Source organism: Agrobacterium sp. Azo12 (assembly GCF_029193765.2).
Classification (GTDB): domain Bacteria; phylum Pseudomonadota; class Alphaproteobacteria; order Rhizobiales; family Rhizobiaceae; genus Agrobacterium.
On record NZ_JARFYO020000003.1, the window covers coordinates 335,682 to 353,294 of the forward strand.

The window sequence follows — 17,613 nt, forward strand, 5'->3', positions numbered from 1 at the left end:
TTCGTTTAAACCCGTCAGGGAAAACAAGGCGCTCTCAAAATGAGACGCAAAAATAATCCCTTCATTTTATCCAGTTTGGAAGAAGAAATGGCGGGGCCGGTTGTAACCGTGCCTCGCCAATGTTTTCAAGCCACTGCGGATTTCGTCCAGCCCGGAACTGTGGCGATTGTCTTCAAAACGACAGACGCGATCTGGTAAGGGCAACCCTGCGAGTTCGGGCGGCGGTCTTCCAGGTAACCACGGTAACCGTTGTTGACGAAGGAGTGTGGAACGCGGATCGACGCGCCGCGATCAGCAATACCGTAGGAGAACTTGTTCCATGGCGCTGTTTCGTGCTTGCCGGTCAGACGCAGGTGGTTGTCTGGTCCGTATACGTCGATATGCTCCTGCCAGTTCTTGGAGAACGCGGCCATGAGGGCTTCGAAATATTCCTTGCCGCCAACTTCGCGCATGAACTTGGTGGAGAAGTTGCAGTGCATGCCCGAACCATTCCAGTCGGTGTCGCCGAGCGGCTTGCAATGGAATTCGACGTCGATGCCGTACTTTTCGCAAAGGCGCAGAAGCAGGTAACGAGCGATCCAGATCTGGTCAGCGGCCTTCTTGGAGCCCTTGCCGAAGACCTGGAATTCCCACTGACCCTTGGCCACTTCGGCGTTGATGCCTTCGTGGTTGATGCCTGCTTCGAGGCAGAGGTCGAGGTGCTCTTCAACGATTTCGCGGGCGATGGAGCCGACATTCTTGTAGCCAACGCCTGTGTAGTATGGGCCCTGCGGAGCTGGGTAACCCTGCTCAGGGAAGCCGAGCGGGCGGCCGTCTTCGTAGAAGAAATATTCCTGCTCGAAGCCGAACCATGCATCTTCGTCGTCGAGGATGGTCGCGCGGCTGTTGGATGCGTGTGGTGTAACGCCATCTGGCATCATGACTTCGCACATGACGAGCGCGCCGTTGGTACGGGCTGGATCAGGATAAATGGCAACTGGCTTCAGAACGCAATCCGAGCTGTGGCCTTCGGCCTGCTGGGTGGAGGAGCCGTCAAAGCCCCAAAGCGGAAGCTGCTCGAGTGTCGGGAATTCGTCGAATTCCTTGACCTGCGTTTTGCCACGCAGGTTTGCTACCGGCTTGTAACCATCGAGCCAGATGTACTCGAGTTTAAACTTAGTCATTGCGAACCTCCTTTGTTGAGGAGTGCTTTGTGATGATTATTTGCTTCAGGCAGATTTCTTGCCGAGCAATCAAGGTTTCAGACGTAATTTTCTTGGCAAGAACGCTCGACCCTGAGGCTCCATGACGAGCATCGTTCGCGCTGCTCCGCGACATGGAGATGAAATCATTTGGTATGCAGGCGCATCGCGCGGGCATTAAATCCAGGTGGGGCACAACGCAGAATGCAAGGCCGCGTTTCATTTGAAGCCCGTCTCGGGCTTTTGTGAAATCGACCATGTCTGAAGATTGGAGATGCTTCGACGTCGCCAACGTATGCGGCATAGAAGGCACGCGCTGTAGGCGTGTCGTTCCACCAACCACGTATGCGCGCCCACAGCAAGCTGCGCAAACCGTTCCTTTACAGCGAATTGAACGCCGGTTTCGTCAGCCAGTGTGTTGTTCAGCACGGGACGCGCTTGTTCCGCTTTCGATCATGGAGGCAACTTTTAGTGGCGCGGATCAACAACTGAAACAGATCGGAACCTCTCATGCATAAACGCTTAGTCCATTTTACATTTGTTGCCTTGCTGCTGGGCGCTTCAACATTACACGCAGATGAAAACTTCCCGGTTATTTCCACGCCTTGCCCGTTTGGAGAGTGCCAAGCATCGATCTCATTTACATATCTCGGCGACTTCGTCATTCCCACTGGCAGCATGGAATATGGAATTGAGTTTGGGGGAATATCGGGCATTGAGTTCGATGCGGCCAGTGGCCGTTACATTGCCATAAGTGACGATCGTTCCGAAAAAGGTCCGGCCCGTTTCTATGAGCTTGACATCGACGTCAGCCATGATGGTTTGAAAGGTGTCCGTGTAAACAAACATGTTGCGTTTTTGAACGCTGAAGGGGACGCTTTTTCCAAAGCGGAGGTGGATCCCGAGGCAATTCGGATCAGCCCGGATGGAATTTACTGGTCCAGCGAAGGAGGTGCCAATCCAATGAGCCCTCCATCCGTTCAGGTTGCCTCAAGAAGTGGGGAATTTATCCGGCAGTTTTCGCTTCCTGCGCAGTTTTTTCCGACCGCCGACAAAGCCCATGGAGTGCGGGAAAATCTTTCATTCGAAAATTTGGCAGTTTCCCCGTCAGGAGATGTATTTGTTGGAACTGAGGCTGCACTTTTTCAGGATGGTGACGTGGCAAGCCTGACAAAGGGCAGCCTTGCGCGGATCATCAGATACGATGGCTCAACCGGCACACCCAAGGCCCAATACATCTATCCGGTATCGCCTATCCCTCAGGCGCCGGACAGTGCAGACGGAGCAAACGACAACGGTGCCTCAGATATGATAGCGCTCAATGATCGTTATCTTCTGGTCGTCGAACGCAATTTCTCTCAAGGTTTTGGAAATAATATCAAGGTGTTCATGATCGATGTTGAAGGGGCGACTGATGTGTCAAACATCACTTCACTTGCTCATACCGCCGAGCGAGTTGTACCTGTTCGCAAATCCCAGGTGCTTGACCTGCGCGCAATCGGTTTGACGCCCGATAATATTGAGGGCATCGCTGTTGGTAAGGCGATGGATGGGAGTGATGTTCTGATCCTGGCGGCTGACAACAATTTCTCCAAGCGCCAGAAAAGCCAGTTTTTTGCCTTCAAAATCGATCTGCCTAAGATGGGTGGGTAGGCGCGATTTGCGCAAGCTTCGTAGCTGAGTTGATCATAACGGCCGATGCGAAGATCCTGGCTGGTGCATGAATAGATTATCCCGGATCGCAATATCCGGGGTAATCCCAGGTGAATTCCAATATCATGACATGCGATAGCTCAGGGGGGTGGCAAAGGGTGTTCGGTGTAGATAGGACTAGTGTCCATCACGCCCACGACGCACGATATATTCAATATCGCAACGGCCTACTCCAATGTCGCGAAGCATATGGTCATCCAGTTCTTCAAGATGGTTTGCCGCATTTCGCAACCTCCACCTGCGCTCGACGCCAGCAATGATTTGCCCGAGTGGCCAGAATAATTTCGAATTTTGAGATCTCATCACGCTCTCCCGCGCATTAAAAATAATCTGAATGCACAAATGATTTGCGCCAGACGATCAATATTTAGGCGAAGCGTTCTGCTCACTCGTTTCACGAGCTGTATATTTGATTGCATTTGTAGGAAGGGCACCAGCATGAAAATCGCACAATGCAGGTCGCACTCCGCGTCTGCGGACTTGGGCCATGCCACCTGTATGATCAAGAAAACGCTGCCGTGACAGCCTCGCATTTGAAAAGCGTTTTGGTGGCGCTGTAGCCGATGTAACGCCACCTGCGCTGCGGCTAGGGAGCAGGATAATCCTATCTCATGCGCACTGGATGACTGCGGGTAGCGTGGCGCAACGCTGTTTTAGCTGTAGTCATATCCAGGTTTTTCAAAATCCCGTTGCCGGAATGGGGAGAGAAAACTGCTTCTTGGCTATCGTTGGTCCTGATGCGTTGGAGCAGAAGCTGGCTGTAAAGAAAATAGTATCGTCACTGGATAGCGTCCTACGGCAGGTCTCTCTGCCTGTGTCAGGAGACGACGACAGCATAGACCGGCTCGTCAGAAATATGTGTGACACAATGTATGCTGCGGGAGGATCGGGATTGTCTGCTGTCCAGATCGGTATTCTCAAGCGGGTAATTATCGTCGATCCAGCTGGCGGTGGCCTGCGGCAATCTCAGCCCTTCGTGAACCCGAAGATCATTGAGACCGCTGGTGATATGGTCACCGTGCGCGAAGCCTGCCTGTCCATCCCTGGGGTAATAATAAATGTTACGCGACCGAGTAGAGTGAGGGTCGGATATTCTCTCCTCACCGGAGAGCAGCGCGAAATCATTGCAGAGGACGATTTGGGGAGAGGAATTCAACACGCGATTGATCACCTCAACGGAATACTAATTCTGGATCACAGAGAATGACCAACGACGTGACCGGTCGCCGAATATCTCATTGTCACCGCAACTGTGTAAATGACATGCAGCCGGGTCAAATCAACGGCTGCTCATCCGGCGTGACATCCATATGCAACAAGTGTGCAGCTCCTGTTCGATCTCGATATAAGGAGGCTCGATACTGTTGCCTTCAACGGTCGTCCTGTCTGGCATTGTGACGGGCGTTTTTTGCGACCGGTGGTTTTTCCCTATGCACACGGTCGTATTTGAACATAGTTTTAAATGACGGTTTCGGCTGGTTCGCTGAGGGTTTTGATGCCTTTGCCCGTGACTGTGTCGGGTAGGTGAGGCTGAAGGGAAAAGCCTCGAAAGCCGAGGTAGGTGCAGCGGTAATGGTAGTCAGTACGACCGTTAGAGCAGTTAACTTCATTGTGGCTCCGGTGATGATTTGTAATACCGAGATTGTCGGGAGGACCATTTTGCTCCTCAAAAAAAACAGCACCGTTTCAGAATTCAACTGAACGGATTACGCTTGTAACCCACGCTTTTTCGCACTGTACTTTTAGCAGATGTGTCGTCGCTCAGTTAATGGCGGACCAAAGTGACAGGAACTGTACAACCAGCCATGGCCGCAGTCCTTAGGCAAGACGGGACGTGTTGCTGGAGAACGGCGATATATGTGTCCGACGAGGCTCTCGCCGGACTTGGGAGTTCATGGAATGGAATAGCGGCGCTCATAAGAGGGAGCCTTGTCCATTCAGACTGGCCAGCTCACACAGAAACAGCTTGGGACCCGGATGAAAACATGCCCATTGAAAACAGGAATGTCGTCAAGCCGAAGCTTCGGCAGTCGCTGCGAAAGGACATGCAGGCATTCTTCCAGTTCGATGCGTGCCAGATGATCTGCCACGCATCGATGCGGGCCCGCTCCGAAGGCCAAATGCTTTCGAGCGGAATCTCCACGTCTGATGTCGAATATGTCAGGGCGATGGTAAACTGTCTCGTCCCTCAATGCAGATAATGTTGAGAGTATTACGAGGGCCTGCGCAGGAAGTGTTTCTCCCTGCAATTCAATTTTCTCCGTAGTCAGCCGCACCAGTCCGGCGATCCCCGGCTGGTAACGCATAGCTTCATCAACTGCTGCGGGGATGAGGTCTGGATCATCACACACCGAGTTCCATTGCTTTCGATTTAAAAGGAGAAGGGAGGTTTGAGCGACAATTGCCGCTCGAACAGACTCCGTTCCTCCTATGATCAGTTGAATGATCTGGATGGCAGCTTCAAGCGGTGGCACGCCTTCGGCAAAACAAGCACTTTTGAACGCGGCAACGAATGCTTGATCGTCGGGCCCATTTGGTTCTGCGATTTTTTGCACCAGGAAGTCGCGTAGGAAATCCATTGCCTCTGACGATCTTTTGATGTCTGCTTCGCTTGATGAAGGGCTGAAGAAACGACTGAGTTCGCGAATGTTGACCATGAAAGAACCGCGTTCCTGGTCAGACACTCCCAGTAGGCCGGCCAAGGCAAGGATAGGAATTTGGTCGGCGAAATGGCTGACGAACTCGACCTGTCCGTCCTTATATACTGCGTCGATCAAACTTTCAGTCGCATCGCGGACATGCGCTCGCAATTTCGTTGCCACAAACATCGACAATGAACGCGATATGAGCGAACGACGTCTTTCATGGTGTGCACCATTCGCCGTCAACATACCGTGACTAAAAAATTCGTGCAGACTTCCCTCAGACACCCCTCTGGAGTCGGGAATAGCCGTCTCTGTTGAAACGAGGCGCGGATCATTGCTCAACCGAATAACATCGGCGTGGCGCAGCACAAAGAAGCCGCCACCTTCATATTCAACGATGCGCTGATTGGGCCGCCACCGGGCAAATGCTTTGTGAGGGTCTGCGTTCAGTTCCGCTACGGTCAGCATCATATCTCCATGTGTGATGTAATTCATCCTGAGGTATCACGAATAATACCTAAAGTATCATATTTATCAAATTTGCCGATATTCCTAATTTATATTTTGTGTTTCAAATGTAACCCGAGCCCGCCAGATCCTAAGTAAGTTTGGCGAAGACCAACCAAAGTGTGACGGTTTCAAGAGACGCCCATGAGCCTGCATGCTTTATCCAGGCGAAAAAAAAGCCTGGCTGCCCAGGCTTAGGTTTGAGGTATAACCTCTAGGGGAACAGGATCACTGGATGTCTATACAGATCACCTGGCGCTCAATTACGTTTGCGAGATGCTTGAAGCAAACGTTTAGTAGCTTCAAGTGTAACCGTCCTGTTTTATCTGTAAGAGTCGTTTTGCCGACGCTTCGGTCTTCGATGCGCTGCTGCCACCAAAATGGGGCGAGGGTGCATGAGAATGCCAGTTGCGGCCAAGCGGATCAGCGTTAACAGGTGCTTTGAGCCGCTCAAATAGATGCCCTATAGGCGGCGTTGGAAATGGACCGATCTCAGCCACTCCACCTATTGTAGTGATCATCGGCTTGGACGAGGTGACATAGCGGAAAAAACGTTGTCGAAAGGTGGTGGGCTGACAATCGTGGACCCACCGTTTTCTCCTGGTTCAGTGGTGGCCGGCAAATAGCTGTCGTCCGCTGAACTGATGAGCCCAAATGCCTTGTCTTTGTGTCCCTGCGAAAAAACGATCAGCATCCTGGCAATATTATCTGACAGATTGCACCACGCGTGTGGTTCGCCACGCTTTACAGTTGCAGAGTTCCCCGCTGACAATACAAGGTTCTGGTCGCCATTTGTGAGGTGAATACTGCCTTCTAACACAATGATGTGCTCCTCCTCGTCAGGGTGAGTATGAACGGGTATACCGTTGCGTGACTCCGCCGTAACTTCGATCATAGTGTACAGGCCTCCGGTCATCGCGACAGAAGTCCGGATTGTAAATCGTTCACCGGGCGTCACCTCCCACCATTCACCATCATCGCCAGGGCATTTGGATACCATTTTGAACGACGCATGCATTCGATTTTCCTTTCGAGTACTGCATGACACTGCGTCAGGCTCATTCCGGGGGTGAGGGATCGGCGTTGCGTTTCGGCTACAAAACTCAGCCTTAACGTTTCCATTGAAACCGATTGTTGCGCATGTGGGATCAGACCATGGCCGTGTACATGCTGTTCCAGGCCTCAGTTACACCCTGTTTGATGTCCTTCAGAGTACTGTCCATCGTTTTGGCCACAGAACCGATGTCCTTCAAAAATGTGCGACGATACCGTCATTGACTTCAATAGGTTGTAGGACCCCGTTGTTGGATGGCGAACTGGGGCAATAAACCCGTCCCGAAAAAAGGAGTTGACTGTCCTGCTGATGTCTGGTTTTATATAGTTATCGCGATAATAGTTATCGCATAACAACGGAGTGATGCAGATGACCGACAACAAATTCCTCACAGCTGCCGCCGCTATCGCTATCGCCGCCGCAGGACAGTCAACTTCAGTATCAGCAGCCCAGCCCGTCAAGAATGTCGTCCTCGTCCACGGTGCATTCGCAGACGGTTCGGGATGGCGCGGCGTTTACGATCAGCTCACCCAGCGTGGCTACAAGGTAACGATTGTCCAGAACCCCCTGACTTCTCTTGACGACGATGTTGCCGCGACAAACCGCGCACTCGACCGTCAGGACGGCCCAACCATTCTTGTCGGTCACTCCTGGGGCGGTACCGTCATCACGGAAGCAGGCATTCACGCCAATGTCGCTGGCCTGGTATATGTGTCGGCCCTGTCGCCAGATGCTGGTGAAACGACCGGCCAGCAATATGAGGGTTTTGCCCCAGCCTCCGAATTTGTGATCGACAAGGCTGATGACGGCTTCGGTTTTGTCAGCCCCGAGAAATTCAAAGCCGGGTTTGCCCATGATGTCAGTGATGAAGATGCTGCCTTCATGCGAGACTCGCAGGTTCCTATCAATCTGGAGGTGTTTGGCACAAAGCTCAAAAATGCTGCCTGGCGCACCAAGCCCAGCTGGGCTGTCATTGCCACGGAAGACAAGGCCTTTGATCAGGCGATGCTCATTCACATGGCTGAGCGGATCAAGGCGAAGATTACCAAGGTCTCAGCCAGCCATGCGCTGTTCATGACGCAGCCAAAGGTGGTCGCAGACACGATCGATGAGGCCGCTAAGACAATCCAGAACAAAGCCAACTGACAACAACAAAGCAAACTGACAACAGAAACATCAAGCGAGTGCAAAAATGCACTCGCTTGAAAACAACAATGCAACATTTTCCAGACTGACGCGCTCCACGATGCGTGATCTTCCACCGGCAAGCTGAGAGCTCGGGCCAAGTTCAGCCTAACGAAACCATGTCAAATGCAATGAGATTCAGGCGTCCTTGTAATGATCAGAAAGTAATGCCGGATCAGAAGGGTGGCCCCTCTCACCCAAGGATTTACATTTGACATATTATTCGATGATGCCAGCTCCGCCAGTCCTTACCTACGCCGAACTTAACTCCCGACCCCACCAAATCTTTGCAGAATATCGTGCAAACATGCCGTTCCTGAAGCGGGAGGATGGAGCCTATCTCCTTTTACGCGGGGAAGATGTTCAGCGTTTCGTCAAGGACCCGCGCACCAAACAGATTGAAACTGAATATTTGAGGGCTCGTGGAATAACCAGCGGACCGATTCTGGAGTTTCTGTCGAAAAGCATGTTGTTTTCGAATGGTGACGTACATCGCCGACGACGTCAGCCAATGACCAAGTGTTTCTCTTTCCGAATGATGGAGGCCCTACGGCCCAAAGTACGAGCTTTGGCAGGAAACCTGCTATCCAGACATCTGCGCGAAGATGGATTGAAATTGCGCGATGAATTCGCGGCTCAAATACCGGCAATCACAATTGCTGCGATACTTGGGATCCCCGCGTCGGATGTCCAGCATTTCACCGCATTGGTTTATCAGGTGTCCAAGGTGCTGACCACGTCTTGGACTGACCAGGACGTACCGGAAATGGAAGCGGCAACTGCCATTTTCATATCGTATTGCGAAGAGTTGATCGCGGAACGGCGCAAGTCGCCGAACGACGATTTTATTTCCGAATACGTTTCTAACGTGGATAGAGAGGGCGAGCTTTCACCTTCTGAGGCAGTCATGCAACTCGCTAGCGTGATCTTGGGTGGAACAGATACCACACGTGCGGCAATCGTGATTCAAACCGGATTGTTGCTTGGACAATCCGACATTTGGCTGCGATTGAAGGAGGATCGCCGCCTCATTGTACCTGCTGTCGCTGAGTGCTTGCGACTGGAGCCCGCTGTGGGATCGATCCCTCGGCTCGCAGTGGAGGATATAGAAATTGCCGGCCATGTAATACCGCGTGGAAGCATGCTTATCTTGTCCACCATGTCAGCTCTGCGTGATCCCTGCGTCTTTCCTGAGCCGGATGTGTTTTCACTCGAGCGCAATCGACCGCGATGGCATCCTGTTTATGGTGACGGCGAGCATCGTTGCCTTGGGCAAGCCTTAGCGCAAATAGAACTGGAAGAGGCATTGGGTGCCTTACTCGATTGCATGCAGGATTTGCGCTTGGGGGATGCGTCGTTGCGGGTCAGTGGACATGCAGGCATCAGAAACGTTGACGAATTGATTGTCAGCCCTGCTTAAAGCGTATCGCGATATAGTAGAGTAGGATCAACACTCAGAAAACAGGCGCATTTCCTGCAAATGCGCCTGTACTGTTTTTAAGGACGTCCAGACTACGCGTTCAAGAGACGGCGCCTTGCGTCAAATCAAGTGCAAATTGTTCGGCGGCACATGCGATTACGTCTGTAATCGAGTTGTCTGATATCGCAATCTTGCAACAAATACAGACGGGCAATGTCAAGCGATCAAAACCGCTTGGAGCGCCCTATTGATGAATACGAACTCACGCAACAACGCACTGTATGGCCGCAGATCTATTTGGTCTCACTGTGCAAAACGACTGACGCACACTCTTACAGCACCACTGTCTTGGTGGAATTTTCAGCGCAAAATTCGCCGTCAAATCGAGCAGTTGCGGTTACTTGATGACCATATCCTGCGTGACTTGGGCATGAGCCGTCAGGAAATTAGCTGTCTCGGCCTACCTTTAGAGGATGTCGGGAAAATGAGGCGTGTTGACCACCCTTGGCTGGTTGAACGGCAAAATAAAGCGAGACGCTCTTTTTCAGAAGACGATTTCTCCGGTGTCGGCCACGAGACGGGCTTGGTTGGGTCGCTTCATACTAACGAGCGTGCTGGAGGTCATAGTGACCAGCATTTACACCCCGCTCACGTGTCTCGTCCGTCGCTATGGTTTCGTTTCTTTTCCCTTTTTGGTCCGGCGGCTTGTCTTGTTTATCCCATTTCGGTCTCTGCGCGAGATGCAGGTGAACGGGTTGGCGATAATCCCTCTATTTCGCGGCGCCAAGGTCGTGAATAGGCGGGTGTCCCCTTTATCCATCCCAATCGGCTAGCGCCCGCCAGCCACAATGCCTCACTGGCTGTGTTTTTTAGCCAGCACTTTGATCCATTTTACAAGAGATATCAGACCGATGAAATTACCAAGCTTGTTCACCTTTTTCAGCTCTTGTGCCAGCGTGTGCGTGCTAACGACATATTTTGCGGGGATTGCTGGAGCGGCAGACAAACTAAGCCAGCAGTTGGTGAGCCGTGGTTACTATCTCTCTCAGCTTGGTAATTGCGAGCACTGTCATACGCCCGGGCATTTTCTAGGTAAACGTGATCAAAGCAAAACACTGTCTGGGTCCGACGTTGGCTTCTGGGACCCCAATCTCGGCACCGTGATCGGCCCTAACATAACACCTGATGATGAGACGGGAATCGGCACTTGGACCCCACAGGACATTAGACTGGCCCTTACAACAGGGGAGCGTCCCGATGGCCGACTTCTGTCGCCGGTCATGCCGTGGGCTGATTTAGCTCAACTGCAAGAACCCGATATTCTCGCGCTTGTGGAGTATCTGAAATCTCTCAAGCCGGTGAAAAACAGGGTGCCGGGACCATTTGGCCCCGCGGAGGCAGTTCCTGTTCACACGCTGCGGTTGGCGCCTCCTGATAAAGTAAAGCAGCAGTGATATGCGAAGTGAAACCAACATGTGTGCCTGGGCGGCTTAGTTTAGTGCAACTCAAGTGTGCCAAACATGCGTGTCCGCGCCTTGGGTCAACTCGCGTGGATGTCATCCTTCAGGTGGGGTGTAAGCACACTGAGCCTTATCGTATTTCAAGAGATCCATGGCTTTCAGTTGTAACCCGATTTTCGGAATCCGAAACAGCGAAGCCAAGCCGTCCTCATAGAACTTCCTCCAATGAAAAAGAAGCCAAGACGGATTACCCGCATAACAATTCAACGCATGAGAGCAGGCTGACATGTTTGATACCGTGATTCAGAACGTAGATACCTCGCATGGCAATCTTGTCGCCGAGATGACACTTGGCAAGGGTTTGGACGTCGTGCTGATCCACGGCAACTCCTCTTGCCGCAGGGTTTTTCACCGACAGTTAAATTCCCACCTTGGCCGAGATCATCGTTTGATCTGCATAGATTTGCCCGGGCACGGTCAGTCTGATGAGGCTGAAGTCAAGGAGAGAACATATCCGTTACCCGGCCTCGCAGACGCGTGCATTGAACTTCTTGAAAAGCTGGATTTGAAAAGACCCGTCCTTGTTGGCTGGTCTTTGGGCGGACACGTTGCAATCGAAGTAGCAGCGCGTTCGTATCCACTCCGCGGGCTGTTTCTAACAGGTACGTCACCGGTAGGGCCAGATATATCGGAAGGGTTCAGCGACGGTCTGCTGAAGGGTCTGGCATCTCGGGGAAAGTTCACCGAGCTGGAGGCGATGCAGTTCGTGAACAGGGTTTTCGGCGATGAAACAACGTACCAACTGGAACAGGCGGCGATGAGAACAGATTTGAGTTTCCGGACAATCCTGTCCTCCGCTGCGCGAATTACGGAAAAAAGCAATCAGCGCGCCATTGTAAGTTCTACAACCATTCCCACAGCCATTGTTAATGGCGCCGACGATTCGATTATTAACCTGGATTACGTTGATAGCGTGCCTTACTCAAAACTATGGAAGGGTACGTGCTTTCGTATTCCGCGGGCCGGGCATGCCCCGTTTCTCCAGAACAGCGAAGAGTTTAATGGCTATCTGGAAAGATTTCTCGAAGACATTTGAGCAGTCCTAGCCGACTGCAAAATCAACAAACATATTCACATCGATAGGGTTCGCAATCCCTGCGACGTGACGCCAAGCGCCTCCGTACCGGGGGGCTCGGCTTAGGCTTGATTGTGCGCCCCAAAACAATCCCTGACTTCACCCCCACAGCACTACCTGCACACCAAACCTTTATTTCAAAGGAGAAATCCGCATGCAAGATTACCACGAAGAGGCCACCTCGAAACCTCAGAGCCGCCATCTCCATCTGGTAAGCGTTCGATCTGAAGATGAACTGCGCAGGCCGCGGTTTCGGACGGAAGTTAACGATCCGCACTATACACAAACCGCTGAGAGTATCATCGCCATACTTGGTGAACCGCCGTTCAAACCAACCAAGCCAATTGTGATATCTCAGCATGTTGATGAAACTGCAACCACGGCTTCAGGCAGTAAGATGGCGGTTGAAAACAGTGCAGAAGACGTTTGGTTCAATGGTATCTTTCCCCTAATCCTCTTGCTCGCTCTCAGCATAATTCACATTACCATCTTTTCCGTTCTCCTGCAGTCTGCGCCACTCTATCCGGACTGGTACCCTTGAGCGGTGACGCGGCTGTCTGTTGAGCGCAGGGCGGGGATTCTACAACCTCAACGGCATCGCCAAATGAGTGAAAAGTCGGTTAACGGGCGAACCTAGCTGTTAGCCTGACCAGTGACGTCCATCGGGGCGGCTGGCGGAGGTCGTGGGATGGGTAGCGTCATGACAGCGCATACTCTCAATCATAGGCAGCTAGCGGTGCCCCTTTGATGCGCGAATGTTTACCCGGCGCGTCGCAGTCTCATATTTCAAGTGTAATGATTTTCCACCTCACCGACATAACGCTGAAGTTCAAAAGTCTGAAACGCATTTGGGCCTACCGATCGTGAATCGCACGTGATGCGAAATGCATGTCTAGACCGTCGTACAATTAAGGCTTGAGAACCCATGGTGTTGAAATCCGTAAAATGGCTGTCAGGCCTATCAACAGATACCAGTAAAGACAGCTCGCAAATTCCGGCCTCGCGTAAAGCCAGAATAACTAGGGCCTGCCTCGTGGTCATCGCATTTGGAGCTGTGGCTTTTTTTGACGAGGCCGTCGTGATGGCTGCTCGAGAAACGCCAGCAGTCGTTAAGGTTTTTTTTCAGGATCTGACCGAATTTACCGAACCGACAAACCTATTGTCCGCAATCGCGACGTTACTCGTTCTCACAACGCTTTTCGCATTCGTCGTGAGACGTACTTTGGCTTCAGCATTTGCAAAACTTCTTGGTTTTGTTCTAGTCAGCGGCGTGTTTGCACTGTTAGTCGCCATCATTGCGAAAGTATCCATTGGCAGGGCTCGTCCAACGACGTTGACAGTGCCCGATATGTTTTTCTTCAGCCCATTTTCTGTTTCGCGAGCCTTTGAATCGTTTCCATCCGCCCAGGCTGCTCTTTCGGGCGCCGTTTGTTACTGCATCGTCTCGAGATTACCCGGATGGCGGGGAACTGCTTTCGGGATGATGGTCCTTATTGGCCTGTCACGTATCTTTACTGAGCAGCATTGGCCCACCGACGTACTCGGTGGATGTATCTTAGGTTGGCTGTGCGCGGCGATCATTTCGCCGCTCTTTTTCAAGCGCCCGTCGCTCACCTATAACGACCAATCAGCCTTGTTTAGACAACGCAATAAATGATTAAATTGATACTTGTGAAATAAATGAAATTTGATATCCTTACTGGAAGTGCTCTAGGAGGCTAGTCATTCCTTGGTAGTGAGCACGATTGTCATTTCAAAGTTGAGCCGTGGGGAGCGAAACGCTGTATGGATGAAGTACGCCGTCGCTTCCCGGTAACACGATACGTCCAACTTCTGGCGATGGCGGCTGTAATATCGTGCAGTGTTGTCACGACATTTGCGGCGAGCCTGGAGCCTTATCCGGGCCATCAAGAGGCTTTGGCGCCGCTGCCACCTCCGCCGGTTCTTGATCCAAGTAAGATTTCGCTTGGCCGACGTCTCTTTCACGACCCTGTTCTGTCGGGGCAGAATGCGATGTCATGCAGTACCTGTCACAATCTGCAAACAGGTGGCACGATCCGTCTTTCCAGAACGGTTGGATACCAAGGGAAAGTGCACCAGTTCAACGCGCCCACGATATTTAACGTAGGCAACAATTACCGGTTGGGTTGGCGGGGCAGGTTTACGTCTTTACCGGTGCAGAACGAGACCATTCTTCATGATCCAAATCTGATGGCGATTGAATGGCCTGATTTGCTTTCAAGGCTCAATGGGCAAAAAAGTTACATCGAGGTTTTTGCAGCGCAATATGGACGGCAGGCAGACCGCGAAAACGTTCTAGATGCTCTGGTGGCATACCAGCTGTCACTCGTTACCCCGGATTCGTCGTTTGATCAGTACCTTGAAGGCAATCAGCAGGCTCTTTCTCCGATCCAGAAACAGGGCCTGAAATTGTTTATGGAGTATGGCTGCGTGTCTTGTCATCAAGGCTCCAACATCGGTGGCAACATGTTCCAGATATTTGGCGTTTTCGGGGATCCGGATGCGCGCTCCTTGCATGAGCCTGAAGATCTGGAAAAGCGGCTGCAGCGCCACGATAAAGAAGAGAACGTCTTTCGCGTGCCAAGTCTGCGCAACGTGGAGGTCACCGCGCCTTACTTTCATGATGGTCGAACCGAAACGTTGCGGGAGGCGATCGCGATCATGGGGGAGAGCCAGTTAGGTCGCCAGCTCAACGACGAAGATATTGCAGCTTTAGAAGCTTTCCTGAAAAGTTTGACCGGGGTTTATAATGGTAAGCGTCTCTCGACGGCTGTCACTGACGAGTCTCGGTGAAATCCTCCCAATCGGGATCCTGACGATATCGGCAATCATTCTGGCGCTTGTGGTAGCAGGCAGAGATCCTGGGCGTGCTGTCCATGAAGCCGTTATGCAGAACTTGAGGGCAGTTGATGTCAATCATGCGTCCTTGCAGCGCGACGTGCTGCGCGCCAGAGCAGGATTATTGCCGTCATATGACGCGCTCGTCCATTCTGTTTCAAATCTCAGGCGTACCATTAGCGAACTGACCGAGCTTCTGAAAACCCCGCCCTTCAATGATGACGACGAATTACACCAGCTGCTGACGGACTTGGCCAAAGGCATAGATTCAGATGAGGTCTTGGTTGAAGGGTTCAAGACACGCAACGCTCTTTTGCAAAACTCGATTAGTGTGTTTGGCCAGACACTGACGACTTTACACGAATCCGACAACGAGGTGATCAAACGTGCGCTGGCCCGTGCAAGCGACCTTGGAAACCTCATGATGCGGTTTTCAACAAGGCCTGACGAAAGCCTCCAGTCCCTGATCCAGGCAAGGCTGTCCCACTTGCCCGAATTCGACACCGCAGCTCCGGTCTTGAAAAGTTTTGGTACCGTGATTGTGCACGCAAAGATGATCCTTGCCGTGTTGCCGCGGGTTGATTCCAAGATCGCAGCTATCCAGGCATCGCCAACACCACTTCGTGCGGAAAAACTTCAGTCAAAGTACGTAAGCATTGCGGCCGATGCGTCGTCGCGAGCGTCTACCAGCCGCATTATGCTCGGGATCATAGCGTCCTTTCTGTCCGTCTATATTTGTGTTCTTGTCTATCGACTTCGTGCACAAACGACCCGTCTCAAGCGACGACTGCACTATGAGCAAGTCATAGCGGATATCAAAGACGATATGGTTGATTGCTGTCCTTCAAGATTCCCTGACTTCATGGATCGCGCTCTGGCCCGGATCTCAACCATTTTTGGTGCTCATCGCACCAGTTTTGCCATCTACAACTCCGATCGGTCCGAACTGAGGGACGCACACCAGTTTTCAGACAGCAGTGAAAGCAGGGCTATCCTGAAGGATTTCACCCGCAATCATATTCGCCAGAAAGGCGCTCCGACATTTCGCTTCTACGACAAGACATCCTGCTGCCACTCTATGAGATTGGGTAGCCTATTTGATGTCCGCGACAGGAACATTTGCCATCTGGTTGTTGGTGCTGAAGTGGGTGAACATGACATTGCGGTACTTGTTCTTGCGCTCGACAATGCACGCGCGCACTTCACGACAGATGAGATGCACCTGTTGCTGGCGACATTAAAGACATTCATGGAATTCATCGAGACAATTAAGGGACGTCAGGAGCGCGACGGGCTCGAAACGCGGCTGCAGCACGCACAACGCCTGGAGGCCGTCGGGACTTTGGCTGGAGGCATTGCGCACGAATTCAACAATGTCTTAGGCGCAATTCTCGGATACGGTGAGATGGCAGTTCAGCTTCTTCGAAAACCGTCAGCGACACGCAATTATGTCGAGGAAATACTCAAGAGCGGGGCGCGGGCGAAACATATCGTGGATCAGATTTTGACTTTCAGCCGCAAGCGCGAGCGCATTGTCAAACCATTTGATGTTGCTGATGCCATTGCCGACATCCTACCTCTCTTGCAGGTTACCTTGGGCAACAAGGTTGTGCTGGACTGGTACCTTTGCCAAACGTCGGCCGTTATCGAAGGCAATCCGGTGGAGATCCACCAGCTGGTTATGAACTTGTGCAAAAACGCCAGTCAGGCATCGGCTCGTGGGCAAAGAGTGAAAATCGAGGTTCAAACTTTCGATGTCGCTCGCACAAAGGCTTTGTCCCATGGCGAAATTGCGCCAGGTGCATATGTCTGTCTTTCGGTCAAAGATGAGGGGCCTGGTATCCCAGACCATGTAATGCCCCATATATTTGAGCCATTTTTTACCACGAATTCCAGTTCTGGTGGTTCGGGTCTTGGCCTTTCTGCCGTCCACGGAATAGTCAGTGCTTTGGGTGGTTGCATCAACGTGGAAAGTGAAAGCGCCAAAGGCACTGAGTTTTCGCTTTATTTTCCGTCCACAGCCAAAGCGCCGCTACCGATAGACAGTTTCTTTAATGAGCGCGCGGTGCCGACCGGAAATGGGGAGCAGGTGATTATTGTTGAGGAGGACAAGATGCTGCGGGAACTCTATGAGGAGAAGGTCGCCGCATTAGGCTACGAGCCGATTGGTTACACCGACATGGTCGGTTTGCGCAGGGAGCTTGATCGCGGTATGCGTGCCGATGTCGCTATTTTCAATCAAAAATGCGTTATCGCCAAGGCTGATCTTGGTCACATTGAAACTGTGTTTGGGCAGGGGAGAATGTTGTTGCTGGGCGACAGAACCCTCGAACTTACCCCGGAACTTTCTCACCTTCGATCGAGGATATTGAAAACCCCGTTCAGTTCCGCTTCGTTGGCAAATGCCATTTTCGACAGTCTGACCCGTTCCATATGACAGGGTACTTAATATTG

15 protein-coding genes are annotated in these 17,613 nt (G+C 51.9%); 11 read left to right on the forward strand and 4 right to left on the reverse strand.

The genetic code is table 11. The annotated features are described in order from the left end of the window. Positions 1-125: 125 nt before the first annotated feature. Positions 126-1,163, reverse strand: a complete 1,038-nt coding sequence (locus tag PYL13_RS23590) for a glutamine synthetase beta-grasp domain-containing protein (RefSeq protein WP_192490150.1) — start codon at positions 1,161-1,163, stop codon at positions 126-128. 528 nt (positions 1,164-1,691) lie between these two features. Here PYL13_RS23590 and PYL13_RS23595 point away from each other — a divergent pair. Beyond that, positions 1,692-2,834 (forward strand): esterase-like activity of phytase family protein, encoded by a 1,143-nt coding sequence (locus tag PYL13_RS23595; RefSeq protein ID WP_275643500.1) that lies wholly within the window; start codon positions 1,692-1,694, stop codon positions 2,832-2,834. A gap of 177 nt (positions 2,835-3,011) precedes the next feature. Here PYL13_RS23595 and PYL13_RS27010 read toward each other — a convergent pair whose 3' ends face one another. After that, on the reverse strand, positions 3,012-3,197 hold the full coding sequence (locus tag PYL13_RS27010) for a DUF1127 domain-containing protein (protein ID WP_368077704.1): 186 nt from the start codon (positions 3,195-3,197) through the stop codon (positions 3,012-3,014). A gap of 415 nt (positions 3,198-3,612) precedes the next feature. On the opposite strand from PYL13_RS27010, the gene def reads away from it, so the two are divergent. Continuing rightward, a complete protein-coding gene (gene def / locus PYL13_RS23600) occupies positions 3,613-4,101 on the forward strand; it encodes a peptide deformylase (protein ID WP_275643501.1) in 489 nt (162 codons plus the stop codon). A 730-nt stretch (positions 4,102-4,831) separates the two neighbouring features. Here def and PYL13_RS23605 read toward each other — a convergent pair. Both PYL13_RS23605 and PYL13_RS23610 read right to left on the reverse strand, forming a co-directional pair. Next, positions 4,832-6,034 carry a cytochrome P450 gene (locus tag PYL13_RS23605; RefSeq protein ID WP_275643502.1) on the reverse strand — a complete coding sequence of 401 codons (1,203 nt, stop codon included), beginning with the start codon at positions 6,032-6,034 and terminating at the stop codon, positions 4,832-4,834. A 529-nt stretch (positions 6,035-6,563) separates the two neighbouring features. Continuing rightward, complete coding sequence (locus PYL13_RS23610; RefSeq protein WP_275643503.1) at positions 6,564-7,064, reverse strand: cupin domain-containing protein; 501 nt, start codon at positions 7,062-7,064, stop codon at positions 6,564-6,566. Positions 7,065-7,469: 405 nt separating this feature from the next. Here PYL13_RS23610 and PYL13_RS23615 point away from each other — a divergent pair, with 405 nt between their 5' ends. The 9 genes from PYL13_RS23615 to PYL13_RS23655 all read left to right on the forward strand — a co-directional run bounded on the left by PYL13_RS23615 (position 7,470) and on the right by PYL13_RS23655 (position 17,596). Further along, positions 7,470-8,246, forward strand: coding sequence for an alpha/beta fold hydrolase (locus PYL13_RS23615; RefSeq protein ID WP_275643504.1), 777 nt, complete (start codon positions 7,470-7,472; stop codon positions 8,244-8,246). 250 nt (positions 8,247-8,496) lie between these two features. After that, the gene (locus PYL13_RS23620) at positions 8,497-9,705 is read left to right on the forward strand and encodes a cytochrome P450 (RefSeq protein ID WP_275643505.1); all 1,209 of its coding nucleotides are present in this window, start codon (positions 8,497-8,499) and stop codon (positions 9,703-9,705) included. Positions 9,706-9,955: 250 nt separating this feature from the next. Continuing rightward, a complete protein-coding gene (locus tag PYL13_RS23625) occupies positions 9,956-10,504 on the forward strand; it encodes a DUF1127 domain-containing protein (protein WP_275643506.1) in 549 nt (182 codons plus the stop codon). Between the two features lie 112 nt (positions 10,505-10,616). Next, entirely contained in the window at positions 10,617-11,159 is a 543-nt protein-coding gene (locus tag PYL13_RS23630) for a cytochrome c (protein ID WP_275643507.1), read from the forward strand. Positions 11,160-11,451: 292 nt separating this feature from the next. Further along, positions 11,452-12,261, forward strand: coding sequence for an alpha/beta fold hydrolase (locus tag PYL13_RS23635; protein ID WP_275643508.1), 810 nt, complete (start codon positions 11,452-11,454; stop codon positions 12,259-12,261). Positions 12,262-12,454: 193 nt separating this feature from the next. After that, positions 12,455-12,841, forward strand: a complete 387-nt coding sequence (locus PYL13_RS23640) for a hypothetical protein (RefSeq protein ID WP_275643509.1) — start codon at positions 12,455-12,457, stop codon at positions 12,839-12,841. A 384-nt stretch (positions 12,842-13,225) separates the two neighbouring features. Beyond that, entirely contained in the window at positions 13,226-13,957 is a 732-nt protein-coding gene (locus PYL13_RS23645) for a phosphatase PAP2 family protein (protein WP_275643510.1), read from the forward strand. Positions 13,958-14,085: 128 nt separating this feature from the next. Continuing rightward, entirely contained in the window at positions 14,086-15,114 is a 1,029-nt protein-coding gene (locus PYL13_RS23650) for a cytochrome-c peroxidase (protein ID WP_275643511.1), read from the forward strand. Next, on the forward strand, positions 15,071-17,596 hold the full coding sequence (locus tag PYL13_RS23655; RefSeq protein WP_275643512.1) for a two-component system VirA-like sensor kinase: 2,526 nt from the start codon (positions 15,071-15,073) through the stop codon (positions 17,594-17,596). The genes PYL13_RS23650 and PYL13_RS23655 overlap by 44 nt, the downstream gene beginning before the upstream one ends. Positions 17,597-17,613 lie beyond the last annotated feature (17 nt).